This window comes from Trinickia sp. EG282A (assembly GCF_040965455.1).
Lineage (GTDB): Bacteria > Pseudomonadota > Gammaproteobacteria > Burkholderiales > Burkholderiaceae > Trinickia > Trinickia symbiotica.
On sequence record NZ_JBFRCC010000004.1, the window covers coordinates 763,454 to 785,866 of the forward strand.

Here is a 22,413-nt window from a genome sequence, read left to right on the forward strand (position 1 = left end):
TACATCGCATGTAATCAAAACTTGCCGGTAAAGTCGGTAAAGTACTGGCCGATTGCGGCAACGCGATCCGAGGCTGTCAAGCGGGGCTTCTCTCGCACAGCCCCGTGGTGCTCTACCCCAACAGCCGCTCGTCAGATCGGGGTGAGCGATCACATGAAATTGGACTGCAACAATGGCTAGGAACGTAGAAATCAAGGCTCGCATCGAAAGCGTTGCCGATCTTGCTCGCAGAGTCGCACCGATGGCGACTGAAGAGCCGGCGGTGATCAATCAGGACGACACTTTCTTCCACTGCGCCAACGGGCGCCTCAAGCTCCGCCAGTTCGACGACGGCACGGGGCAATTGATTTTCTACAAGCGCCCCGACCAACGTGGGCCAAAGGAGTCGTTCTACGTCCTTTCCGCGACAAGTTCACCCGATTCGCTACGCGAAGCCTTGGCGCTTGCCTATGGAGTGATCGGTCGAGTCACGAAGCAACGACTGCTGTATAGGGTCGGTCGCACCCGCGTCCACCTCGATAAAGTGGAAGGGCTCGGTGAATTCATGGAGCTCGAAGTCGTTTTGCGGGAGGGTGAATCGACCGATGACGGCAATCGGGAAGCGGCTTCGTTGATGGAGCAACTCGAGATCGAAGACAGCCAGCTCATCGATGGCGCATACCTCGACCTATTGAAGCAGATCACCGGCTAGACGAGCGCCCGGCCCGAAGGTGCGGTGGCCACGAGACACTGCCCAGGAGGGAGGGCCCCACGGAGACTTCCTCTCGGGGCCCCGGGGACGGTACCCGGCTTCTCAGCCATCCGCCGATTTCAGCACCCCGCTGATCCATCGCTCTTCCGACGCACTCAGATGGGCGCGCATCATCGTCTGCGCGGCGATAGGATCGCCCGATTGCAACGCCTTCAAGATCCTCTCGTGCTCGTCCGCCGCCGCGGTCCACGTTTGTGCGCTCTCGGCATGTCCGCGAATGGCGACCGCGAGCGGGTCGTGACGACTGTCGAAAAGCTCCGCCACGAATCGGCTCAGCACTGAGTTGCCGGCGCATTCCGCGATAAGCATATGAAACTGCCGATCCGCTTCGATCGGCGATTTGCCCGCGTTGGCCAGCCGGCGCATCCGCTCGATCGTGCGGCGCAGACGCTCGAGCGTGGCCGCGGTCATATGCGCGGTGGCAAGCACGACGACGCTTCCCTCGATCGCGGCGCGCGCCTGCATCAGCTCGGATGGACTGTCGCCGAGCGCACCCATCACGCCTTCGTCTCTCGCGCCTCCGTCCAGCACGTAGACACCCGAACTCATGCGGATTTCGATTTGACCGCCGATTTCGAGCGCGACCAGCGCCTCGCGTAGCGACGGCCGCGATACCCCCAGCCTCTGTGCAAGCTCACGCTCCGGCGGCAGCCGTTCCCCGACCGGAAGCTCCCCCTGGCGAATCAGGGCAAGGATTTGAGCGGCAACGGATTGGTAAAGCCGCTTTGGCTCTGTCGTCTTCATTTTCTGCAGGTCGTAATCGGTTGGCGAACCGTGCGGAGGAGTGCGGGAAGAGTCTAGCATGAGGCTTCAGCGCCTTGGCTGAAGCGGCTCTCCGCAGCTCGCAGGGGTTTACCCGTCTTGGTCAGGACAGTTCGATGAAATATATATCGGCTTGACCAAATCGACGGGTTGCTGCTTTAATCTTCGAAATTGGACTGACCAGTGCATCGCGCCAAGGTCGGCCGCTAACCGCTGAGGGATTGGATCAGGCGCGCAAGCGCAGACTCCAGCCGAGCCTCAGCCTGGGACCAGGAGACGGAATGACGATGCCGCACGGTCTGTCCGACCAGAAACACGACGGACCCGAAAAGCTTCCAGGGAGTGAAATCCTGCGTTTGCAGGGCGTCGGCAAGCGCTTCCCGGGCGTGATCGCGCTCGATGGCATCCACCTCGACCTGCGGCGCGGCGAGGTCCACGCCATCTGCGGTGAAAACGGCGCGGGCAAGTCCACGCTGATGAAGATCATCAGCGGCCAATATCAAGCGGATGAAGGCAGCATCGTCTATCGCGGCGAGCCGGTTCGCTTCGCCTCTTCCTCAGAAGCCCAGGCGGCCGGCATCGCGATCATTCACCAGGAACTCAATCTCGTTCCGCACCTTTCGGTCGCCGAAAATCTCTTTCTTGCTCGCGAGCCGAAGCGCGGGCCGTTCGTCGATTACCGCAGGCTCAATGCCGATGCGCAGCGCGCGCTGGCCCGAATTGGTCTGACCGTCGCCCCCACGACGCTTGTCGGCGCCTTGTCGATCGCCCAGCAGCAGATGGTGGAAATCGCGAAAGCGCTCACATTCAGCGCGGAAGTGCTGATCATGGACGAGCCGACTTCGTCGCTGACCGAGTCGGAGACGGCCCAGCTCTTTCGCATCATCAAGGAACTGCGCGCCGAAGGCGTCGCGATTCTCTATATCTCTCATCGTCTCGACGAGATGGCCGAAATCGTGGATCGCGTCACGGTACTGCGGGACGGCCGCTACATCGCGACGGACGACTTCGCATCGACGACGGTCAGCGAGATCATCGCGCGAATGGTGGGGCGCTCGCTCGACGATGTGTATCCGCCGAGACAATCGGTGCCGACCGACGAGATCATGCTGCGCGCGCAAGGATTGCGGCGCGCCGGCACGTTCGGCCCCGTGTCGTTCGAGTTGCGCAAGGGCGAAATCCTCGGTTTCGCGGGCCTCATGGGAGCAGGGCGGACTGAGGTGGCCCGCGCCATCTTCGGCGCCGACCGGCTCGACGCCGGCACCATCGAGCTCGCCGGCAAAGAGGTCGCGATCCGCTCGCCGCGCGAGGCGATCCGCCACGGTATCGCGTATCTGTCCGAGGATCGCAAGAAAGACGGGCTGGCACTCGCGATGCCCGTTGCGCCGAACGTCACGCTCGCCAATGTTCGCGCGATTTCGTCGCGCGCCGGGTTTCTTCGGTTTTCCGAGGAAGTCGCGGTTGCGGAGCGCTACACCCGAGAGCTCGGCATTCGCACGCCATCGGTCAACCAGATCGCACGTAACCTTTCCGGCGGCAATCAGCAGAAGGTCGTCGTCAGCAAGTGGCTCTATCGCGGCACGAAGATCCTCTTCTTCGACGAACCGACTCGCGGTATCGATGTAGGCGCCAAATTCGCCATCTACGGGTTGATGGACCGGCTCGCCGCGGACGGCGTCGGGGTGATTCTGATCAGCTCAGAGCTACCGGAAATACTCGGAATGACCGACCGGATCGCCGTATTCCACGAAGGTCGCGTCGCCGCGGTACTCGAAACGAAGCACACCAGTCAGGAGGAGATCATGCACTATGCGTCGGGGCGGGCCCATGCTTGAAATGACATCGAATCGCAGCGAAGCCGTCGAGAAAACGGCGCGCCAACGGCGCCGCGACCTCATTCAGAAGTTTGCCGCGCTCGGTAGCCTGGTCCTGCTCGTGGTCGTGTTCTCGGTGACGAGCCAGGCGTTCTTCTCCGTCGGAAATCTGATGACGGTCTGTCTGCAGGTGACCTCGATTGCCTACCTGGGCGTCGCCGCCACCTGCGTGATCATCACCGGGGGCATCGATCTGTCGGTGGGCTCCGTCCTCGCGCTGGCCGGCGTCGTCGCGGCGCTATTGGTGAAGGCGGGGACGCCGGTTCCGCTGGCGATGTGCGGCGGTGTCCTCGTAGGCGGCCTATGTGGGCTCGTCAACGGCATCTGCGTGACGCGCATGGGCCTGCCCCCGTTCATCGCGACGCTCGGCATGATGCTCGTCGCGCGCGGCATCGCATTGCAGATCACGGGCGCGCGTCCGGTATCGGATCTGGGCGACGCGTTCGGCGCGCTCGGCAACGGTGCGCTTTTTCGCGTCTCGCACATCGGGGCCGACGGATTTCCCGATACCACGTTTCCGGGAATCCCCTATCCCGTCGTGATCATGATCGTGCTCTTCATCGTAGCGGCCGTATTGCTCGCGCGCACGGCCCTCGGTCGCCACATTTACGCGACGGGCTCGAACGCGGAAGCGGCCCGGCTCTCCGGCGTCAACGTGCGAGGCGTGACGCTCTTCACCTACGTGCTGTCCGGCGTGCTCGCGGGCGTGACCGGTTGCGTGTTGATGTCGCGGCTCGTCACGGGACAGCCGAACGAAGGCGTGATGTACGAGCTCGATGCGATCGCAAGCGCGGTGATCGGCGGAACGTCGTTGATGGGAGGCGTCGGCACCATTTCCGGCACCGCGATCGGGGCGTTCGTGATTGGCGTGCTGCGCAACGGGCTCAATATGAACGGCGTATCGAGCTTCATCCAGCAGATCATCATCGGCCTCGTGATTCTCGGCACCGTTTGGATCGATCAGCTCAGGAACCGCAGGTCGTAAGTCAGAAGAAGTGCAACCAAAACCACAGGAGTGAGACATGAAGAAGTTTTCCATGCTGGCGGTATCGGCATTGCTGCTGACGTTGTTCAACACGGGCGCGCAGGCGGCGGGCGGCGAGATCGCCGTGATCGTCAAGACGGTCAATTCGAATTACTGGCAGAACGTGCAGAAGGGCGCGACGGCAGCGCTCGAGAAAGAGAAGGGCTACACGATGACTTTTCAGGGTCCGGCGGCCGAATCGGACATTGCCGATGAAGTCAATATGGTCGAGAACGCGGTCAATCGACATGTCGCCGGCATCGTGCTCGCGCCGTCCGATCCCGATGCGTTGGTGCCGGCTGTGAAGAAGGCGTGGGAAGCGCATATCCCCGTCGTGCTGATCGATTCGATGCTTTCGGATTCGGGCAAGCAGTATTACCAGTCGTTCCTGTCGACGGACAACAAAAAGGCGGGCGAACTGTGCGCGAAGGCGATGATCGACCGGGTCGGGCAGACGGGCAAGATCGCGATCATGTCCTATGTGCCGGGCGCGGGATCCGAGATCGGCCGCGTCGGTGGCTTCCGCGAGTACATCGCCGCGCACTCGAAGCTGCAGGTCGTCGGGCCTTTCTATTCGCAGTCGCAAATGGCGACCGCGCTCAATCAGACGACCGATACGCTTTCGGCGAATCCCGATCTGAAAGGAATCTTCGGCGCCAATGAGCCGACCGCCGTGGGGATGGGGCGCGCGCTCAAGCAAACGGGCAAGGGAGGCAAGATCGTCGCGATCGGCTTCGACGGCAACCAGGACCTGCAAGGGTTCGTGCGCGACGGAACGATTCAGGCCATCGCCGTGCAGGGTTCATATCAGATGGGCTACAAGGGCATCCAGACGGCGGTGAGCGTCATTGAGCACAAGTCGGTGCCGAAGATGGTCGATACGGGTGTCGTTGTCGTCGATAAGCAGAACCTCGATTCGTCCGAAGCGAAGAACGTTCTCTACTGATGCTGCGGCGAGACGTGGATGTGATAACGGCTCTTCCTGGGCTCGGACCACTATCGCCGTAACACATAAAGACTATCCGTAGAATCGCATTGCCGTATATTGGGTGACCTCCGACAATCGCTGGCAGCGGCGTAGCCGCTGGCCGAGACAGACATAGATCCGCCGTTCATGGCGTACCATGAGCGGCGGAAATTATGAGAACTACAGCGATCAACAGGAGGAGACACCCCATGAACGGGAAACCGGTCGTCAACATCCAGACGTTCATCGACGAGAGGCCATTCGGCGGTTTTCAATGGCTGATCTTCTGCATGTGCTTCGTGATCGTCTTGCTGGACGGCTTCGACACGGCATCGATCGGCTTCATTGCTCCATCGGTGCTGACCGAATGGCATTTGACTAAGCCCGACCTCGCCCCCGTGCTGAGCGCGGCGTTGTTCGGGCTCGCTTGCGGCGCGCTCACCTCGGGGCCGCTGTCCGATCGCGTCGGGCGACGCGCCGTGTTGCTCACGTCTGTCTTTCTGTTCGGCATCGCCTGTCTCGCGTCGGCATTCTCGTCGAGCATCGGCCAGCTGACCACGTTGCGCTTCATCACCGGTGTCGGCCTCGGCGCGGCAATGCCGAACGCGGTCACGATGATGGGGGAGTTTTGTCCTAACCGCCGTCGTTCGACGGTGATCAATCTGATGTTTTGCGGCTTCCCGCTCGGCGCCGCGCTCGGCGGCTTTCTCGCCGCGTGGCTGATTCCCAATTTCGGCTGGCGCAGCGTGCTCATGCTCGGCGGTGTTACGCCGTTGCTGCTCGGTATCGCGCTGATCGTCAAGATGCCCGAGTCAGTGCGCTTCATGGTCGCGAATGGACATCCGGTCGAGAGAATTCGCGCGGCGCTCGCGCGCATCTCGAACGACGCCATGAACGCCGGCTCGTTCACGATGACCGAGACCGCGCCGCAAGCGCACGGCAAAGGCGTCAGCGTCGTCCTCTCGCGCTCGTATGTCGTCGGCTCCGTCATGCTGTGGGTCGCCTATTTCATGGGCCTCGTGATTTTTTACGCGTCGATCAACTGGATGCCGATCCTGTTGAAAGATGCCGGACTGAACGCGAAGACCGCAACGTTGATTTCGGCGCTGTTCCCGCTCGGCGGAGTGGGTGCGGTGGTCTGCGGCGCGCTGATGGACCGGTTCAACGCGAATCGAGTGATCGCCGTGAGCTATGCGCTGACCGCGGTCAGCGTTTATTGGATCGGGCAAGCGGTCGGCAATGTCGGCATGCTGGTGCTCGCCGTATTCGTCGCGGGCGTGCTGATGAATACAGCGCAATCGTCGATGCCGGCGCTCGCCGCCGCCTTCTACCCGACGTCGGGGCGGGGCACAGGGGTGGCATGGATGCTCGGCGTCGGCCGCTTCGGCGGCATTGCGGGCTCGTTCCTCGTTGCGGAACTGACGCGTCGGCATTTTTCGTTTGCGGGCGTCTTCACGACGATTGCGATCGCGGGTCTCGTCGCCTGCGTCGCTTTGTTGATCAAACAGATCGCGCGGCCCCATGCGTTCGAGGCGTCACCGAGTAAGATGGAATCGCTCGGTCACTGAGCTCATCAGGGAGGGATGGCCATGTTCAAGCGATTGATTGCCGTGGCAACGGTGAGTCTGCTCGCCGCAACTACGGGTATTGCGTACGGACAAACGCAGGCGTTGTCGGGCGGCGCTTCGATGGCGCCTGGAACGGGCGCTGCCAACTGCGACACGCAGGCGGTGGGCAAGGACGGGAAACCGCTTACCGGCGCCGCGAAGAACTCGTTCATGAAGAAGTGCATGAGGACAGCCGCCGCCAAGCAATGCGAGGCAAACGCCGTCGGCTCGAACGGCAAGCCGCTCGCGGGCGCGGCCAAGAACTCTTTCGTCAAGAAGTGCGTGGACTCGGCCGTCAAATAAGAACCGTTCTCAACGGCGAGCGCCGCTAGCCGCAGCGAGCGGCGCTCGATTTGCTCTGCATCGGTGTCTGAGCAGCCCACCGTTACGTTGGCCAGAATTCCGTGTCAACCGATTCGGCTTTGTAACGTTAATGAAATGTCACAATTTGCTATATCGGTTGATTCGCGGGTGTGACCGCTCTCCTCATGAGTCGACGATTGGCGCCGGTGCCGTCGTGGGCCGGGCGGTTCGCGCGTGGGCCAATCGCTCGAGACATGCAGAGAAGTCAGGAGCATCGCTGTGCGAGGGTCGTTGCCGCCTTTCGCAGTACTTGGAGGCGCGTCGACTACAAGCGACTGGTGTCGCCCGCGTTCGCACTTGGCATCTGCGTACTGCTGCTGCTCGCGCTACAGCACATCTCGCGCGATATCAACTATCACTCGATATGCCGGCAGCTTTTCAACTTCGATTCGGCTAGCTGGATTGCTGCCCTAGGCGTCACCGCGCTGAGTTATGCCGCACTCGTCGCACGCGATGCGATCGGACTGCGTCATGTCGATGCGAAAGTGCCGGGCACGCTGCTCCTGATCGGCGCAACGGCCGCTTCGGCCCTCGGCAACGTCGCGGGCTTCGGCGCACTGACGGGCGGCGCCGTGCGTTGCCGCGTCTACGGCGCGGCAGGCGTTACCCCATCGCAGGTCGGACGCCTCACTGTTTTCACGAGCGTTTCGTTGGCCTTCGCGTTGGTCATCGTCAGCGCGACCGGTGCGCTATGGGATGCGGCCCCGCTGGCGGCCATGCTGCGTGTTTCGCCTGACATCCTGCGTTCGGGCAGTGCGCTTCTGCTCGTCGCGTCGGCCCTCATCATCGGTTGCTGCGGTGCTCGCACGAAAACGATACGCACCCGCTGGCAACGGTTCACCATCGACGTTCCCGCGAGGGCGGATTGGCTCGCCCAGCTCGCATTCGGTGTCGTCGACATCGCCGGAGCAGGGGCTGCGCTCTGGTGCTTCCTTCCTCATGGGAACGTGAGCTTCGTCACGTTTCTCGCCGTTTATTCCGCATCGCTCTTGCTCGGTATCGCGGGCCATACGCCGGGCGGCGTCGGCGTATTCGAGTCGGCGATGGTCTTCGCGTTGCGCGGGGACGTGACGGCGCCATCCCTGGTTGCCGGTCTCCTTGCTTATCGCGTCGTCTATTTCGGCTTGCCGCTGATGCTGTCGGCAGGCTTGCTCGCGGGCTTCGAGGGTCGAGCGCTGCGCGATCGGTTGCCGTTGCGGCGGGTGGCCGGTCTCGCGGACTCGGCGCCACTCTTTCTTTGCCTGATCACGTTCGTCGTCGGATCGATGCTCATCGTATCGGCCGCCACGCCCGCGTTTGCCCGACGGCTCGCCGTTCTGCGCGACGTCGTTCCGCTCTGGGCGCTCGAGACTTCTCAACTCGTGAGCGGTGTGATGGGCGTGCTGCTGCTCTTCGTCGCACGCGGTTTGCTGCGCCGATTGGACGCCGCGTGGTGGATGACCGTAGCGCTCACTTTGGCTTCCTTGGTTCTGTCGGTCATCAAGGGCTTGGCATTCGTGGAAGCCGGGGTGCTGGCTTCGTTGCTCCTGCTGCTCGTATCGACACGCCGCCGATTCAACGTGCATGCCGCGCTTTTCGCCGAGCGTTTCACCGCGGGCTGGTTCGTGTCGGTGGCGATCGTGCTCATCTGTGCGGCATGGGTGATGTTCTTCGCTTATCGGAACGTGCCCTACGATAACCAGCTCTGGTGGCATTTTGCGTTCGACGAGCGTGCATCGCGCTCGTTGAGAGCCATGCTGGCTTCCGGCCTCTTTGCGGCCGCGTTCGCACTGTGGCACCTGTTGCGGCCGGCCGCGGGACGCTTCGTTCGTCCGAGCTCGGAGGATCTCGGCGATGCGATGCGGATCATCCGAGCTCAGGAGCGCAGCGACGCCGGGCTCGCCATGATGGGCGACAAGAGTTTCCTGTTTTCCGATTCGCGCGAGTCATTCCTCATGTATGCCAAACATGGACGTACCTGGGCTGCGCTGCACGATCCGGTCGGGCCGCGCCGCGAATGGGCGGAACTCATCGGCAAGTTCGTCGATCTCGCGGTGAAACACGGTGGCCGGGCAGCGTTCTACCAGGTTCGCGCCGACTCGCTGCCGCTCTATCTGGATTCAGGCCTGACGCTGATGAAGCTCGGCGAGGAGGCGCGGCTGACGCTCGACGGTTTCGATCTCGACGGGCCCCAGCGCGCGGGCTTGCGCTACGCGACGCGGCGCGCCGAGCGCGACGGCTGCACAGTGGAGGTCTTCGATGCCGGCGACGTCTCGGAGCACGTCGATGTGTTGCAGGCCATCTCCGACGGATGGCTCGAAAGCCGCCGCGAGAAGAGTTTCTCGGTGGCTGCGTTCAGCGAGCGTTATCTGGCGGCGCAATCGGTGCTGCTCGTCCGCCAGAACGGGGTGCCGGTGGCATTCACGACGTTCATGACGACCGACCTGAATGTCGAAGCGACAGTCGGGGTGATGCGCCATCTTCCGGAAGCCTCGCCTTATGTCATGGATTATCTGTTCGTGCAGCTGGCCATGCATCTGAAACGCCGTGGCTATCGTTCTCTGAGCCTCGGCGTCGCGCCGTTTTCCGGCGTGCAGGCGGCACCGCTCGGCTCGCCGCTCCATCGGATCGGCGCGATGGTCTGGCGCTTCGGCGGGCGCTTCTATAACTTCCAGGGGCTCCGTGCCTTCAAAGGCAAGTTTCAGCCGTGCTGGGAGCCGCGCTACCTCGCGGTGTCCGGTTGGGCGGGGGCGGTCGTCGCACTGGTCGATCTTTCTATTCTGGCGGGGGGGCGCCGTTCGTGACTATTCGTTCCATGTTGCACAAGTTCCGATGGCTTGCCGTGCTGGCGGGCCTCGCCGTGTACGGCCCGACCTATGCGGCTGAGTCACAAGTCTCGGGGGGGCGATATGGCGACGTCACCGTCGCATGGCCCGAAGGCGACATGCGCGGCTTCGTCATTCTGTTTTCGGCGGGCAAAGGCTGGAGCCCTGCCGACGCGCAAGCGGCTCGCGCATTGGCGCATGAAGGCGTCTTGACGGTTGGGGTCGACACGGGGCATTACGCCGCGAATCTTGCCGCCACCGGGCAAGCGTGCCGGCACCTCGACGGGGACGCCGAGGCGATCAGTCATCAGCTCGAGCGCCAGTTGAAGTCGAGCCGGTATTTCGCGCCGATCGTCGCCGGGGCGGGGCAAGGCGGAACGCTTGCTTTGCATATTCTGGCTCAGGCGCCCGCGAATACGATCGCCGGCGCTATAGCGCTCGATGCCGAGGGAACGCTCGATAAGCGTTTTGAACCTTGTGCGCCCGATCCGACGGTAAGCCGGGGGAGTGTATTGCCGGGTTTCGTCGAGACAGGCGTGACGACGCAGACTGCAATCAAGGCGTCGCAACAGGCGGAACGTTCAGCGGTGAAGGAAGGGGCCGATTCGCCGGGCTTTAAGTACGGCAAGAACGTCACGAGTCTGATGGCTCCGCTTTTGGCGAAACGGCCGCGGGTGTTCGGCGCGACGACGACTCGGGCAGACCAGCTCGTTGCGTTGATCGGGCCGCATCTGCTGTCGCAGACGGGTGGCGAGCAGGACGTTTCGGACTTGCCGCTGATCGAACTGCCCGCTGCTCACCCTAAAGGGATGGTCGCCATCATCATGTCGGGCGATGGCGGCTGGCGCGATCTCGACAAGACGATCGGCGAGGAGTTTCAGAAGGACGGGGTATCGGTCATCGGTTGGGACAGCTTGCGGTATTTCTGGAGCGAGAAGACGCCGGAGCAGGTCAGCCGCGACCTGAGCCGCGTTCTGCGTGTCTATGGCGCGCGCTGGCATGCGGACTCGTTCGCGTTGATCGGTTACTCGTTCGGCGCGGATGTGATGCCGTTCGCGTACAACAGACTGCCGGCTTCGTTGCGAGACAGGATTGCCATCGTTTCGCTGCTCGGATTCGCCAACGCGGCTGACTTCCAGGTCCGCGTGACCGGGTGGCTCGGTTTGCCGGCGAGCGCTAAGGCGTTGCCGGCCAGACCCGAGGTCGATCGCATGCCTGCCGGCGTGATCCAATGCTTCTATGGGGAAGACGAGGATGATACGTTGTGTCCGGCCCTCGCTCCGACGCGCGAGGTGGTGCGCACGCCGGGCGGGCATCACTTCGGCCGCGGATACGGTGTGATGGAAGATCAGATCCTCGCGGGGTGGGAGAAGAGAATCCGCGGCGAGAATACTGTTGTTGTCCATACGGGATCTACTCCGTAGACCTGCGTCCGTGCGCGGCCTGTGTCCGAGCGCCCAACCTCTTGGTTATGCTGAGCGATCAGAGGACCGCTTTGCTGATTTCAATCGGTAGTCTGCACGGGCTTTGCATCTCGCCACGTCAGTAGCTTGTCGGTTGATTCCGCGACATCATCGTGAGAGATGATGACCAGTATCGAGTGATTGAACCGTTCGCGGAACGCGGCAAGAATCGATTTTGCCGAACCCCGATCAAGGTTTGTGGTCGGTTCGTCGAGAATCAGCACACCAGCCTCGCGAACGAATGCCCGCGCGAGCGCGATTCGGCGCCGCTCGCCGCCGGACCAGTCCGCGCCCCTGTCGTTGATGCGGGCCGATAGCGTAAGGCCTCGCGCCGCCAGCATCTCCGATATGCCCAACCGCCGGGCGGCATCGTCGATCGCTTCGTCCGAGATCGCGGAATCGCCTAAACGTATGTTGTCGGCGACCGTCCCGGCGAAAACATAGTCGACTTGCGGCACATAGAGCGTATGCCGACGTAGTTCGCGACTACTCATCGGCAGGGGATAAGGTTTGCCGTCCGCAATCACGGTACCCTTTGCCGCGGGAACGAGCCCTGCCAGGGTGCGGGCCAGCGTTGACTTTCCAATGCCGCTCGGTCCTTGAAATACCACGACGTCGCCTCGTTGCCATGCCGCCGATCGCGGTTCACCAAGGGGTCGATCGCCGTTCATCGTTATGACGCCGTGAAATTCGAAGGTTTTTACCGGCACGCGGGAAGGTGCAGCCGGTGGTCGCTCGCCATGAGCATCCCGCAGAACGTTCGCCGCAACTTCCATGCTTGCCGACGAGCGCGTAAGGCGCTCCGCCGAACGCGAGAGATTGACGATCGGCGCGATCAGTTGGAAATAGGCGAGTATCAGCGCTACCAGTCCTCCTACGCTCTCAGCGCCTTCAACCGGTGTGCTTGTACCAAACCCGGATAGATAGACGGCAATCGTGGCAACGAGGCCGAGCCAACGAACGATTTCGAGCCGGACGTGTTTGGCGAAATAGTGGCGGGCGTGTCGACGGACCTGGCCCTCGAATTCGTCGAGCTGGTTGCGCAACTGACTGGTCAGAAAGGTCTCCGTCCCGTAGCTGCGCACGACTTCGCCCAGTTCGTGCGCCGTTGCGATGTTCACGAGAATGCCGCGTTGCGCCTCGTCGAAGGATTTGCCCAGTGCGTATTCGATTCGCATTTCATGAAGATTCCAAGCGATAAAGATGACCGCCGTCGATAAAATGATGATTGCAGCCGGCCAGCTCACCTGCGCTGCGACGAATGAAACGGCAACCAGCAGGCCCGCCAGGTAAGGCCCAACATCGATGAATAAGTCCGAGACGATTGCATGAGCAGCGTCTCGGCCTTTGTCGAAGGCATGCATCAAATCGCTGATGGAATAGCGCCAGAATGACCGGTCTGGGCGGAGAAGCGCGGCCAGTGTCGCAAACGCGACATCCCCACCGATTCTCTCGCGCGAGCGCAATGCAAAATAGTTCGCAGTGGCCGAGCATATGCCGCTGGCCAAGCCAATGCTCACGTAAGCGCCGAGGATTGGCGCGAGCCCGCTCGCTTGCATCACGGCAACTGTTGCGCGCGCCAAGACGAAGGGCTGAAACGCGAGAAACACGCTTGCGGTCGTAGCGCAAACCGCCACATAAATGCCAACTCGGACGGTGTTGGGCTGGATGACGCTCCTCAACAGACGGATGTTGGCGATCAGCGACATGGCCTTTTCTTCAAGACGATCTTTGCCTGCGCGATCTGCACAGGGCTGGCGACAATAAAATCGCCGCAGTAGGCAAGAGATGATTCGCTGCGAAAATCGGACGGAATTACCCCGAGGGGAGGCTCGGATGTCCGCTACATCGATGACAGAGAGTCCGACCGGGGGAGGGCAGGCCAAGGGTAGCGAACAATCACGTATGATTTGCGAGTTGTACACCTCGTAAATCAGCGCGGAGGAGCCAGAGATGACGCTCGACCTGTCCAAACCGTCGACGGCCGGCTACCAGAGCGGCTTCGCCAACGAGTTCGCGACCGAAGCGCTGCCGGGCGCGTTGCCGCACGGCCGCAACTCACCGCAACGTGCGCCGTATGGCCTTTACACGGAGCAGCTGTCCGGCACCGCGTTCACCGCGCCTCGCGCTCACAACCGCCGCTCGTGGCTATACCGAATCCGTCCGGCTGCGGTGCACCGCCCGTTCGAGCGATTCGAGGGGCCGCAGCGGCTCGTATCGAACTTTGCGGATTCGGTGGATGTGCCGCCGACGCCGCCGAACCAATTGCGCTGGGATCCGTTGCCGATGCCGGTCGAGCCGACCGACTTCGTCGAAGGCTGGGTCACGATGGCGGGCAACGGCTCAGCCGCCGCGATGAACGGCTGCGCAATCCACCTCTACGCGGCGAACCGCTCGATGCGCGACCGCTTCTTCTACAGCGCCGACGGCGAGCTGCTGATCGTCCCGCAATCGGGACGCCTTCATATCGCAACCGAACTGGGCCGCCACGACGTCGAACCGTTCGAGATCGCGGTGATTCCGCGCGGCGTGCGCTTCACAGTCGAGTTGCCGGACGGTAAGGCGCGCGGCTACATCTGTGAGAACTTCGGCGCGCTGCTGCGGCTGCCCGACCTTGGCCCGATCGGCTCGAACGGTCTTGCCAACCCGCGCGACTTTCTCACGCCGCACGCGGCCTACGAGGATCGCGAGGGTGACTTCGAACTCGTCGCGAAGCTGAATGGCCTGCTCTGGCGTGCCGATATCGATCACTCCCCGCTCGACGTGGTCGCCTGGCACGGCAACTATGCGCCGTACAAGTACGACTTGCGTCTTTTCAATACGATCGGCTCGATCAGCTACGATCATCCCGACCCGTCGATCTTTCTCGTATTGCAGGCGCAAAGCGATACGCCGGGTGTCGACACCATCGACTTCGTCATCTTCCCGCCTCGCTGGCTCGCGGCAGAGAATACATTCCGGCCGCCCTGGTTCCACCGCAATGTCGCGAGCGAATTCATGGGCCTCGTTCACGGCGTCTACGATGCGAAGGCCGAAGGCTTCATGCCCGGCGGCGCGAGCCTGCACAACTGCATGTCGGGCCACGGCCCGGACGCTGACACGTACGAGAAGGCATCAGCAAGCGATACGACGAAGCCGCAAAAGGTCGCTGAGACGATGGCGTTCATGTTCGAGACCCGCACGCTGATCCGGCCGACGCGCTTTGCGCTCGATACCGCGCAGTTGCAGGCGAACTACTTCGAATGCTGGCAGGGCATCAAAAAGCATTTCGATCCACACCAACGATGAGCACGGTTTCCGACTGACGCGCGACGTTCGACGGGCCACGCTGAACGCAACTCGCAAGAGCCGGTGCGCGGCTCGCAAGTGACTTCGATTCATCAGTCGAAAATCGCCACTTCCCCGACATGATCGGCGCGGTCCTTCCCCTCGCGCTTTTGTCTCCTATACTTCGAGCCGTTGCTCTCCTTCGAAGCGAGGCAGCCAATGGCCGATCATTCCACGGGTGCGCAATCGAGGCAGCGTGACACTGTCGCGCTCCGCGTCAACAAGCAGCCGTACACCGCCACTGTCCACCCGCGCGTCACGCTGCTCGACTGGCTACGCGAAGAGGCGGGTCTCACCGGCACGAAGAAAGGCTGTAACGAAGGCGCGTGCGGGACGTGTACGGTGCTGATCGACGGCAAGCGCATGAATAGCTGTCTAACGCTCGTCGTGCAGTGCGAAGGCGCCGATGTCACGACTGTCGAAGGCATCGCCGGCCCGGACGGCCGTCTGCATCCCGTGCAGGAAGCGTTCATCGATCACGACGCCTTTCAATGCGGTTACTGCACGCCGGGGCAGATCGTTTCGGCTGTTGCCTGTATCGCCGAGGGTCATGCCGTCGATGAAGCCACGGTGCGCGAATGGATGAGCGGTAACCTCTGCCGCTGCTCGTGCTATCCGCAGATTACGGCCGCCGTTCTCGATGCAGCCAGACGCATGGAGAACCCCGAATGAACGACTTCGGCTACGAGCGAAGTGCAACCGTCGAGGATTGCCTCGCGACGATCGCCGCGAAGCATGCGGCCATCATCGCGGGCGGAACCGAACTGCTGAACTGGATGCGGCTCGGGATAGCGGCGCCGCCGCAACTCGTCGACATTGGTGGCATCCGAGATCTCGACACCATTGCGATCGAATCCGATCATCTGGTCATCGGCGCCCTCGCGAACCTCAATGCGATCGGCGCGCATCCGCTCGTCGCGACTCATGGCAATACACTCGCGCAAGCCTGCCTCCAGGCGGCGTCGCCGCAAGTGCGCAACCGTGCCACGCTGGGCGGAAACGTGTTGCAGAAAACGCGCTGCGCCTATTTTCGCGCCGAAACACCGCTGCCATGGCCGTGCAACAAGCGCGAGCCGAACACAGGGTGCGCCGCCCGCAACGGCGTCAACGATCGTCAAGCCATTTTCGGATGGACTGACGAGTGCGTGGCCGTTCAACCCTCGGATCCGGCCGTAGCCCTTGCCTGCCTCGATGCGCAAGTGGAGATCGCCGGCGCGAACGGCTCGCGCTCGTTGGCCATGACCGAGTTCCATCTTACCCAGGAGGAGGCGGCGGCCCGCGGGGACGCGGCGCGCCATGAGACGCGTCTCGCCGACGACGAAATGATCGTCGCGTTTCGGATTCCGCTTCATGCTGGCAGTCGCTCCGCCTACGTCAAGGTACGTGAAAGAGCCAGTTACGAATACGCGCTCGTGTCCGCCGCGGCCGTGATCAAGACGAGCGGCGACGTCATCGAGCGCGTCTCGATCGCGTTGGGCAGCGTGGCGCAACGCCCGTGGCGGATTCCCGCCGCCGAGACCGCGCTCGTCGGTCAATCGCTCGACGCAAAGACGCTCGCCAGTGCGATCGACACGGCAATGAAAGATGCACGGCCACTCGCGGAAAACGGCTTCAAGGTGAAGCTCGCGCGCAACGCCGCGGTCCGGGCCATTCTCACGGCTGCAGGTAAATCATGAGCATCGGAACTCCCGTACCGCGCGTCGAAGGCATCGCCAAAGTCACGGGGCGAGCGAAATACGCCGCCGATCACACGCCGAAGGGCACGCTGCACGCAGTGATCGTCGGCGCCCCGATCGCCGCCGGCCGGGTTGCCGGCATCGACGTGGATGCCGCGCTTGCCGTTCCTGGCGTCGTGCGTGTGCTCACGGCGAAAGACATGCCGCGCTTTGGCGAAATCGGCCCGCCGGCGGCTGTCCTCAGCATGCCGATGCAACACGACGAGATTCGCTTTCAGGGCGAGCCCGTTGCCATCGTGCTGGCGGAATCGATCGACGCCGCCGAAGAAGCGCGAGCCGCGGTCAAAGTCCGATGTGCGCCGCAACCGCCGATCGGTCTCGGCGCGGGCAAGAACGAAGCGGCACCCTCGCCGCGCATGCTTGGCGAAGACCTCGACATGGGCCATGTCGACACCAGTCTCGCGGAGTCGAAGTTCGTGGTGAGGCAATCGTACGAACAGCCTGACCGACACCACAATGCAATGGAAACGTCCGGGACCGTCGCTCAGTTCGAGGACGGTAAGCTGACGCTCTGGGATGCGGTGCAGGCCGGCGCGAACGTACCGCCGGTCGTGGCGGCGGCGTTGGGCATCGATGCCGCCGATATCCGCGTCATCGCGCCGCACACGGGCGGCGGCTTTGGCTCCAAGGGATATGTCTGGCCGCATCAGATCCTGGCCGCGGCCTGCGCGCGTATCGCCGGTCGGCCCGTGAAGCTGCATTTGCGCCGCCAAGACCAATATGCGTGCGTCGGCTATCAGCCTTGGATGCTCCAGCACGTGAGTCTGGGCGCGCGCGACGATGGCGCGTTGACCGCCATCGATCATGAGATCGTCAACTCGACGGCCATCGCCGATACGCATGTCGAACCGTCGAGCGAAGGCAGCAAGTCGCTTTATGCTTGCCCCGCCATTCGTACAAGACAGCTCATCAAGCGCATCCACATCAATGTCCCGACGCCCATGCGGGCGCCTGTCGAAGGGCCGGGTCTCTGGGCGCTCGAAAGCGCGATGAACGAGTTGGCGGAGCAACTCGGCATGGATCCTCTCGACCTTCGGCTCAAGAACTATGCCGAAGTCGATCCGCTGACGGGCAAACCGTGGTCATCGAAGAAGCTGCGCGAAGCGTACGACGCCGGGGCGCGCCTTTACGGTTGGCGTACGCGCCATCAACGGCCGCGCGAGGAGGGCCCGTGGCAGATCGGTCATGGCATGGCCACCTGTTCGATGGGCAATTATCGCTTCCCTGGCGGCGCGCTCGTTCGATTGAAGGCCGACGGTTCCGCGATCATCGAAGCCAATACGCACGATATCGGCACGGGCACACAGACCGTGTTCTGCCAGATCGCCGCGAGCGAACTCGGCTTGCCCGTGGAGAGGGTTTCGATCGTATGGGGCGATACGCGGCTGCATCCCGGTGGGCCGGTTTACGGATCGAGCGCCACGGTCGGCACGGGCAGCGCTGTCGCACTGGCATGCCGGGAGATCAAGACCAAGCTCGCGGCGCTGGGGGCGGGCGACGATCCGGGTGCGATCTTGCGCGCTGCCGGGCTCGAAGAGCTATCGGCATCGGGTCACTTCACTTTGCCCGGCGGCGCGCCGTTCAACGCGGACGGCGCGGATACGCCGCACGCGATGCGAACCTGGGGTGCAATTTTCGTCGAAGTCGGTGTGGATCCCGATCTCGGTCTCGTGCGCTTGCGCCGCGCCGTCGGCGCCTATTCGGTGGGACGAATCATCAATCCGAAGACGGCTCGAAGCCAAATGACGGGCGCGATCATCTGGGGCTGGGGCAAAGCGACGATGGAGGGAAGCACTCAGGAGCCGAACCACGGCGGCTGGCTTGCAAAGAATCTTTCGAATGTGGTGATACCGGTCAACGCGGACATTCCAACCGATATCACGATTCACTTTGTCGACGAATACGACCCGCATGCAAGCGCCATCGGCGCGCGCGGCATTGGCGAGCTCGGCGCCACGGGCGTCGATGCCGCCGTCGCCGCGGCCGTTTATGACGCGATCGGCGTGCGCGTGAGGAAGCTGCCTATTCGCCTGGAGCCTCTGCAAAGATGACTTCGATGCCGAGACCGCGAAGCCACTCGCGATATTCGGGCGCGAGCCCGCGATCGGTCACCACCGTGTGCACACGCTCCATTGCGCCGAACGTCGCGAATTCGCGGCGGCCGAACTTCTCGGAATCGGCGAGCAGATAGACGTGCCGCGCGGCGCCGATCATGCCGCTCTTCACGTGCAGGTCGATAAAGTCGGGATACGAGATTCCGCCTTCCTTGGAGACGCCGCCGGCCGCAAGGAAGAGCTTGTCGACGAACATGCCTTCGAAGAACGCCGATGCTTTTTCTCCGGAAACGGCCAACGTCTCCGGCATGAATTGACCGCCCGTCAGCATCACGCGGTTCGACGGCTCGTTGCCCAGCAACATCGCAATGTTGAGCGCGTTAGTGACGATGCGCAGGTGCTGGCGGCCGACCAGGTTCTTTGCCATCTCCGTCGTCGTCGCGCCGCAATCGAGAATCATCGAGTCGCCGTTGGCGACGAGCGTCGCCGCTTTCGCGCCGATCCACACTTTCGCGGCGGTCGGCTGCAGATGGCTCATTCCCGTGCCGTCGAACATGTACGACAGCGTCTTGAGACGCACGAGCCCATGCACGCGCTCGACGAGTCCGTCGCGCTCGAGGGCATCGACATCCTTGCGGATCGTCGGCATCGATACGTTGAAACTTCGCGCGAGGTCCGACAGCTTGACCGCCTTCATGTCGCGCACGCTCGCGTAAATATTTTCCCAACGGGTTTTCTGGTCCATCTCTTGGTTTCCGATCTAGCTCGTGGGGCTGCTTCGTTCCCCGGCCGCCCTCGCAAGCCCACCTTGCGCATGGTTTCGATCGATTATAGCTCGACTTTCTTTTTGGAAAGTCAGGCCGGTGCGCTAGCCGTTGGTTGTTGTCGCGCGGGCCGGCCGTGAGATCGCCTTCTTCTCGTGACTAGGGGTATTCCCTGGCCAAAAAACCGCGAGAAGTCGTTGACTTCCGTCTGCTTGCGGAAGAAACTAAAAACAACTCAAGAGAAACTAAGAGAAAGTCGATGGAAAATCCATTCCTCCTCGCCGAGCGTGACCTCAAGGCACGCGCCCGCGCGATCCGCAAGCGCATCTGCGTCATGAACGCGACGGCAAAGAGCGGTCACACGGGCGGCGACATGTCGGAGGTCGATATTCTCGTTGCGCTCTATTTCCGTGTGATGCGTTACCGCGCGAGTCCGCTCGTCTGGCACGACCAGTTCGTGTTGAGCAAAGGGCATGGCGTGGGCGGCCTCTACTGCTGCTTCGCCGAACTCGGCTGGTTGCGGGACGAAGAGCTTTCCGGCTATCTGCGCGACCATTCGCGCCTGCCGGGGCATCCGGTCCGCGAAAAGCTTCCCGAGTACGTGACGGTGAACACCGGCGCGCTTGGCCACGGCATGTCGATCTCGGCCGGACTTGCGCTCGCGAAACGCCGCCGGACGCAACAAGGCGAAGCCGGCCGCGTGTTCGTGCTGACGGGCGACGGCGAGCTGGAAGAGGGCTCGAATTGGGAAGCCGCGATGGCGGCGAGCCATTTCCGGCTCGACAACCTCGTTGTGATCGTCGACCGCAACCACCTTCAGTTGGCCGATGCGACAAAGAACATCATGGACATCGAGCCGCTCCACGAAAAGTTCGCGGCTTTCGGCATGGAGGTTCACGAGACCGACGGCAACGATCCGCTCGGATTGGCGAAACTCATGGAAAGCTTCGATTTCCAAAACGGAAAGCCGAAGGCGGTAATCGCGCAGACCATCAAGGGGCGCGGCGTCTCGTTCATGGAGAACGTTGCGGCGTGGCACCACAAGTACCCGAATGAAGACGAGCTCGCGCTCGCGTTAAAGGAACTCGATCATGCATGAACCGGCAGACTTGCGCGACGGCGTCGTCGGTGCGCTCACCGAGCTCGCCGACGGCGGCACCGATCTGATCGTCATGGTCAGCGATTCGACCTCCACCTCGAAGATCGCCTCGTTCCAGCAACGCTATGAAGACCGTGTCATCAACGTCGGCATCGCCGAGCAGAATATGGTCGGCATGGCTGCCGGCCTCGCACTTGGAGGGCATGTAGTCTTCACGGCGAATGCGGCTCCGTTTCTCGTCGCACGCGCGAACGAGCAGGTCAAGAACGATGTCTGCTACAGCCGGACCAACGTCAAAATGCTGGGCTTAAATGCGGGTGTCGCGTATGGGCCGCTCGCGTCGACGCACCATGCGATCGACGACGTCTCGATCATGAGCGGCCTCGGCAATGTCCAGATCTTGGCGCCGTGCGACGCGCTCGAGGCTGCGCAGATGGTGCGCTATGCCGCGAGCGTCGATGGCCCGGTCTACATCCGGCTCGACAATGCAAAGTTTCCGATCTTGCACGAGCCCGACCATGTCTTCGAAGCCGGCAAGCCCGACGTGCTGCTGCGAGGGCGCGCGAGCGAAGAGTCAGGCGGCCGACGCGTGGCCATCGTCGCGCTGGGATCCGTCGTCGGTGAGGCGTTTGCCGCATGCGAAGCGCTCGACGCCAGAGGAATCGCGCCGACGCTCGTGAACCTCTCATCGATCCGGCCGCTCGACACGGATCTGCTCACCGACATCTTGGGCGAGCACGACGACATCGTGACGGTCGAGGAGCACTCGCTGCATGGCGGCATCGGCGCACTGATTGCCGTGCAGCTGGCCAAGCGCGGCGTTGCGCGGCGTCTGCGAATGCTCGGCGTGACCGAAGGCGAATTTGCGCACTACGGCACGCGTGCCGGCATTCGCCGCCACTATGGCATCGATGCGCAAGGTATCGAGCGCGCGGTGGCCGAAATGATCGGCATGCCGATCGCGACGGCATAGACACGCGCAACACCGATACCCACACAAGATTCAGGAGACGAAATATGGCAACCCAGTACGACATGACGTTGCGCCACGGCGTCGATTTCGATTTTCGGCTCGACGGCAAGACGGTCGTCATCACCGGCGGTCTCGGCGGCATCGCGATGGCGACGAACGAGGCGTTGATCGGCAAAGGTGCGCGCATCGCCATTCTTTATCCCCGCTTCGAGGAAGGCAGGGTGGCCGATGCGATCGAGACGCTCGGTTCTGCGCATGCGGCAGCCTTTCCGTGCGACGTCGGCAATGAGGCCGACGTCGCCGCGGCGATCGACGCGGCAGCCGCGCACTTCGGCGACCTGCATCTGCTCGTCAACGCGGCCGGCACGATCACGCTGACGCCGGCCGAGGACATCACGATCGAAGAATGGCACAGACAGATCGACGTCAATCTGACGGGTCCGTTCCTTTGCTCCAAGCACTTCGCGCGGCATGTCTTCGCGCGCGGCCACCGCGCAAAGATCATCAACATCGCATCGCAGGCTGCGACGGTTGCGATCGATCAGCATTGCGCCTACACATCGGCGAAGGCCGGCTTGATCGGCATGACGAAAGTGCTGGCCAAGGAATGGAGCCGCCGAGGCATTACCGTCAACACCGTTTCGCCGACCGTCGTCCTGACGCCCATGGGCGCGGCCGCCTGGGAAGGGGAGAAGGGCGAGCGCATGAAGGATCTGATCCCGGCGGGACGTTTTGCCTATACGGACGAAATCGCCGCGGCCATCCTGTTTCTCGCATCGAATGGCGCCGACATGATCACGGGCGCGGACCTGATGATCGACGGGGGATACACGATCTGCTGAGGC

General features: G+C 62.7%; 18 protein-coding genes. 15 read left to right on the plus strand and 3 right to left on the minus strand.

The features are described 5' to 3' along the window. The first annotated feature begins 172 nt into the window (after nucleotides 1-172). Entirely contained in the window at nucleotides 173-691 is a 519-nt protein-coding gene (locus AB4Y31_RS22685) for a class IV adenylate cyclase (RefSeq protein WP_368675882.1), read from the plus strand. 102 nt (nucleotides 692-793) lie between these two features. On the opposite strand, the gene AB4Y31_RS22690 is transcribed toward AB4Y31_RS22685, so the two are convergent. After that, the gene (locus AB4Y31_RS22690; protein WP_368675883.1) at nucleotides 794-1,495 is read right to left on the minus strand and encodes a FadR/GntR family transcriptional regulator; all 702 of its coding nucleotides are present in this window, start codon (nucleotides 1,493-1,495) and stop codon (nucleotides 794-796) included. A gap of 305 nt (nucleotides 1,496-1,800) precedes the next feature. On the opposite strand from AB4Y31_RS22690, the gene AB4Y31_RS22695 reads away from it, so the two are divergent. The 7 genes from AB4Y31_RS22695 to AB4Y31_RS22725 all read left to right on the plus strand — a co-directional run bounded on the left by AB4Y31_RS22695 (nucleotide 1,801) and on the right by AB4Y31_RS22725 (nucleotide 11,576). After that, entirely contained in the window at nucleotides 1,801-3,348 is a 1,548-nt protein-coding gene (locus tag AB4Y31_RS22695) for a sugar ABC transporter ATP-binding protein (RefSeq protein WP_368675960.1), read from the plus strand. Then, entirely contained in the window at nucleotides 3,341-4,372 is a 1,032-nt protein-coding gene (locus tag AB4Y31_RS22700) for an ABC transporter permease (RefSeq protein WP_368675884.1), read from the plus strand. The genes AB4Y31_RS22695 and AB4Y31_RS22700 overlap by 8 nt, the downstream gene beginning before the upstream one ends. A 37-nt stretch (nucleotides 4,373-4,409) precedes the next feature. Next, entirely contained in the window at nucleotides 4,410-5,357 is a 948-nt protein-coding gene (locus AB4Y31_RS22705; RefSeq protein ID WP_368675885.1) for an ABC transporter substrate-binding protein, read from the plus strand. Between the two features lie 230 nt (nucleotides 5,358-5,587). Then, a complete protein-coding gene (locus AB4Y31_RS22710) occupies nucleotides 5,588-6,946 on the plus strand; it encodes an MFS transporter (RefSeq protein WP_368675886.1) in 1,359 nt (452 codons plus the stop codon). Between the two features lie 15 nt (nucleotides 6,947-6,961). Next, complete coding sequence (locus AB4Y31_RS22715) at nucleotides 6,962-7,288, plus strand: hypothetical protein (protein ID WP_181321680.1); 327 nt, start codon at nucleotides 6,962-6,964, stop codon at nucleotides 7,286-7,288. 254 nt (nucleotides 7,289-7,542) lie between these two features. After that, nucleotides 7,543-10,131, plus strand: coding sequence for a bifunctional lysylphosphatidylglycerol flippase/synthetase MprF (mprF, locus tag AB4Y31_RS22720; RefSeq protein ID WP_368675887.1), 2,589 nt, complete (start codon nucleotides 7,543-7,545; stop codon nucleotides 10,129-10,131). A gap of 11 nt (nucleotides 10,132-10,142) precedes the next feature. After that, nucleotides 10,143-11,576, plus strand: coding sequence for a virulence factor family protein (locus AB4Y31_RS22725; RefSeq protein WP_368675961.1), 1,434 nt, complete (start codon nucleotides 10,143-10,145; stop codon nucleotides 11,574-11,576). Nucleotides 11,577-11,656: 80 nt separating this feature from the next. Here AB4Y31_RS22725 and AB4Y31_RS22730 read toward each other — a convergent pair whose 3' ends face one another. Further along, complete coding sequence (locus AB4Y31_RS22730; RefSeq protein ID WP_368675888.1) at nucleotides 11,657-13,540, minus strand: ATP-binding cassette domain-containing protein; 1,884 nt, start codon at nucleotides 13,538-13,540, stop codon at nucleotides 11,657-11,659. Between the two features lie 28 nt (nucleotides 13,541-13,568). Here AB4Y31_RS22730 and hmgA point away from each other — a divergent pair, with 28 nt between their 5' ends. From hmgA to AB4Y31_RS22750, 4 genes are all read left to right on the plus strand, one after another. Continuing rightward, nucleotides 13,569-14,903, plus strand: coding sequence for a homogentisate 1,2-dioxygenase (gene hmgA / locus AB4Y31_RS22735; protein WP_368675889.1), 1,335 nt, complete (start codon nucleotides 13,569-13,571; stop codon nucleotides 14,901-14,903). A gap of 198 nt (nucleotides 14,904-15,101) precedes the next feature. Continuing rightward, nucleotides 15,102-15,614, plus strand: a complete 513-nt coding sequence (locus tag AB4Y31_RS22740) for a (2Fe-2S)-binding protein (RefSeq protein WP_368675890.1) — start codon at nucleotides 15,102-15,104, stop codon at nucleotides 15,612-15,614. After that, nucleotides 15,611-16,618 (plus strand): xanthine dehydrogenase family protein subunit M, encoded by a 1,008-nt coding sequence (locus AB4Y31_RS22745; RefSeq protein WP_368675891.1) that lies wholly within the window; start codon nucleotides 15,611-15,613, stop codon nucleotides 16,616-16,618. The genes AB4Y31_RS22740 and AB4Y31_RS22745 overlap by 4 nt, the downstream gene beginning before the upstream one ends. Next, nucleotides 16,615-18,729 (plus strand): xanthine dehydrogenase family protein molybdopterin-binding subunit, encoded by a 2,115-nt coding sequence (locus AB4Y31_RS22750; RefSeq protein ID WP_368675892.1) that lies wholly within the window; start codon nucleotides 16,615-16,617, stop codon nucleotides 18,727-18,729. Before AB4Y31_RS22745 ends, AB4Y31_RS22750 begins: the two co-directional genes overlap by 4 nt. Here AB4Y31_RS22750 and AB4Y31_RS22755 read toward each other — a convergent pair. Further along, nucleotides 18,701-19,477, minus strand: a complete 777-nt coding sequence (locus tag AB4Y31_RS22755; protein WP_018444033.1) for a DeoR/GlpR family DNA-binding transcription regulator — start codon at nucleotides 19,475-19,477, stop codon at nucleotides 18,701-18,703. The two genes, AB4Y31_RS22750 and AB4Y31_RS22755, sit on opposite strands and share 29 nt — an antisense overlap. Nucleotides 19,478-19,755: 278 nt before the next feature. Between AB4Y31_RS22755 and AB4Y31_RS22760 the strand changes: the two genes are divergently transcribed. The 3 genes from AB4Y31_RS22760 to AB4Y31_RS22770 are packed head-to-tail and all read left to right on the plus strand — an operon-like array spanning nucleotide 19,756 to nucleotide 22,410. Continuing rightward, on the plus strand, nucleotides 19,756-20,595 hold the full coding sequence (locus AB4Y31_RS22760; protein WP_368675893.1) for a transketolase: 840 nt from the start codon (nucleotides 19,756-19,758) through the stop codon (nucleotides 20,593-20,595). Beyond that, nucleotides 20,588-21,568, plus strand: a complete 981-nt coding sequence (locus AB4Y31_RS22765) for a transketolase family protein (RefSeq protein WP_368675894.1) — start codon at nucleotides 20,588-20,590, stop codon at nucleotides 21,566-21,568. The genes AB4Y31_RS22760 and AB4Y31_RS22765 overlap by 8 nt, the downstream gene beginning before the upstream one ends. A gap of 44 nt (nucleotides 21,569-21,612) precedes the next feature. Next, nucleotides 21,613-22,410 (plus strand): GolD/DthD family dehydrogenase, encoded by a 798-nt coding sequence (locus tag AB4Y31_RS22770; protein WP_368675895.1) that lies wholly within the window; start codon nucleotides 21,613-21,615, stop codon nucleotides 22,408-22,410. Nucleotides 22,411-22,413 lie beyond the last annotated feature (3 nt).

Excerpts from the sequence above, each read along its gene's own strand:
- mprF (WP_368675887.1), top strand. The coding sequence starts at position 7,543 with ATGCAGAGAAGTCAGGAGCATCGCTGTGCGAGGGTCGTTGCCGCCTTT.
- hmgA (WP_368675889.1), top strand. The coding sequence starts at position 13,569 with ATGACGCTCGACCTGTCCAAACCGTCGACGGCCGGCTACCAGAGCGGC.
- AB4Y31_RS22750 (WP_368675892.1), top strand. The coding sequence starts at position 16,615 with ATGAGCATCGGAACTCCCGTACCGCGCGTCGAAGGCATCGCCAAAGTC.
- AB4Y31_RS22760 (WP_368675893.1), top strand. The coding sequence starts at position 19,756 with ATGGAAAATCCATTCCTCCTCGCCGAGCGTGACCTCAAGGCACGCGCC.
- AB4Y31_RS22740 (WP_368675890.1), top strand. The coding sequence starts at position 15,102 with ATGGCCGATCATTCCACGGGTGCGCAATCGAGGCAGCGTGACACTGTC.
- AB4Y31_RS22710 (WP_368675886.1), top strand. The coding sequence starts at position 5,588 with ATGAACGGGAAACCGGTCGTCAACATCCAGACGTTCATCGACGAGAGG.
- AB4Y31_RS22685 (WP_368675882.1), top strand. The coding sequence starts at position 173 with ATGGCTAGGAACGTAGAAATCAAGGCTCGCATCGAAAGCGTTGCCGAT.
- AB4Y31_RS22745 (WP_368675891.1), top strand. The coding sequence starts at position 15,611 with ATGAACGACTTCGGCTACGAGCGAAGTGCAACCGTCGAGGATTGCCTC.
- AB4Y31_RS22755 (WP_018444033.1), bottom strand. The coding sequence starts at position 19,477 with ATGGACCAGAAAACCCGTTGGGAAAATATTTACGCGAGCGTGCGCGAC.
- AB4Y31_RS22695 (WP_368675960.1), top strand. The coding sequence starts at position 1,801 with ATGCCGCACGGTCTGTCCGACCAGAAACACGACGGACCCGAAAAGCTT.
- AB4Y31_RS22705 (WP_368675885.1), top strand. The coding sequence starts at position 4,410 with ATGAAGAAGTTTTCCATGCTGGCGGTATCGGCATTGCTGCTGACGTTG.
- AB4Y31_RS22715 (WP_181321680.1), top strand. The coding sequence starts at position 6,962 with ATGGCCATGTTCAAGCGATTGATTGCCGTGGCAACGGTGAGTCTGCTC.
- AB4Y31_RS22770 (WP_368675895.1), top strand. The coding sequence starts at position 21,613 with ATGGCAACCCAGTACGACATGACGTTGCGCCACGGCGTCGATTTCGAT.
- AB4Y31_RS22690 (WP_368675883.1), bottom strand. The coding sequence starts at position 1,495 with ATGAAGACGACAGAGCCAAAGCGGCTTTACCAATCCGTTGCCGCTCAA.
- AB4Y31_RS22765 (WP_368675894.1), top strand. The coding sequence starts at position 20,588 with ATGCATGAACCGGCAGACTTGCGCGACGGCGTCGTCGGTGCGCTCACC.
- AB4Y31_RS22700 (WP_368675884.1), top strand. The coding sequence starts at position 3,341 with ATGCTTGAAATGACATCGAATCGCAGCGAAGCCGTCGAGAAAACGGCG.
- AB4Y31_RS22725 (WP_368675961.1), top strand. The coding sequence starts at position 10,143 with ATGTTGCACAAGTTCCGATGGCTTGCCGTGCTGGCGGGCCTCGCCGTG.